The sequence below is a fragment of the Streptomyces sp. NPDC059900 genome (genome assembly GCF_050270335.1).
Lineage (GTDB): Bacteria > Actinomycetota > Actinomycetes > Streptomycetales > Streptomycetaceae > Streptomyces.
This window is the reverse complement of the sequence record NZ_JBNNJZ010001093.1, coordinates 1-1,366: the sequence shown is the minus strand read 5'-3', so window position 1 is coordinate 1,366 and position 1,366 is coordinate 1. Positions and strand designations below refer to the sequence as shown.

Sequence of the window (1,366 nt, the reverse complement as noted above, 5' to 3'; positions counted from 1 at the left end):
CAACATGTCCTGGCGCACCGTGCACGAGCCGTCCGCCTCGGAGGTCGCCGCGCGGCGGGCGAACGTCAAGTCGCCCGGCGACGCGGTGGGGCTGCACGACAGCGTCAAGCTCTCGCAGCCCGCGACAGGCCGCTATGTGCGGATGCTCGGCAAGGAACGCCGGTCCTTCTACAACCCGGCTCCCTCCACCGCCCAATTCGGCTACTCGCTCTACGAGTTCCAGGTGTGGGGCACGGGCGGCAGCGCGTCGGCCGCCTATCCGGCCCTGCCGGGCGACCAGTCGGGGGCGTACCGCACGACGTTCTTCGACGACTTCACCGGGGCGAGCCTGGACCGCTCCAAGTGGCGTGTCGTCAGGACCGGCCAGGAGATGGGTTCGGTCAACGGCGAGTCGCAGGCGTACGTCGACTCCACGAACAACATCCGTACGCAGAACGGCAGTCTGTCCCTGGAGGCGAAGTACTGCGACAACTGCACCGTCGCTGGCGGCGGCACCTATGACTTCACCTCGGGCCGCATCGACACCAACACCAAGTTCGACTTCACGTACGGCAAGGTGAGCGCCCGGATGAAGCTGCCGGTCGGCGACGGGTTCTGGCCCGCCTTCTGGATGCTGGGCAGTGACGTCGACGACCCGAACGTCTCGTGGCCCGCCTCCGGCGAGACCGACATCATGGAGAACATCGGCTACGGGGACTGGACGAGTTCCGCCCTGCACGGCCCCGGCTATTCGGCGGACGGCAACATCGGCGCCCGCCAGACCTACCCGGGCGGCGGCACAGCCGACCAGTGGCACACGTACGCGGTGGAGTGGACACCGACGGGCATGCGCTTCTACGTCGACGACCGCCTCGTCCAGGAGACGACGCGCAACAAGCTGGAGTCCACCCGCGGCGAGTGGGTCTTCGACCACGACCAGTACGTCATCCTCAACCTCGCCCTGGGCGGCGCCTACCCGGCGGGCTGGAACAAGGTCACCCAGCCGTACTGGGGCCTGCCGCAGTCCAGCGTCGACAGGATCGCCGCGGGCGGGGTCAAGGCGGAGATCGACTGGGTGCGGGTCGAGCAGAAGGGTTAGCGCTCCGGGGCTCCGGGGCCTTCGGGCTCCGGAGCCTTCGGGGCACTGGTCCGCCCCTTGCTGCGATCCCCCTCACGCGCACGTTCCGCAGACGCACCACACTCACCACGCCCACCACACTCACCACGCCCACCACACTCACACCGAACCGATCGGAGTCCCCGTGTCCGGACACCCCGCTCCCCCGAAGCCCGAACCACCCCGCTCCCACCGCCGGCGCCGGCTGCCGCTGCCCGTGGCGTTGCTCGCCCTGGCCTTACCCCTGCTCGGCGTCACGCTCCCCGAGAG

General features: G+C 69.4%; 1 protein-coding gene. It reads left to right on the top strand.

Translation table 11 applies throughout. The features are described 5' to 3' along the window. On the top strand, positions 1-1,078 hold a 1,078-nt coding region (locus ACQKIP_RS47500), incomplete at its 5' end, for a glycoside hydrolase family 16 protein (RefSeq protein ID WP_427745874.1). Between the last annotated feature and the right edge of the window lie 288 nt (positions 1,079-1,366).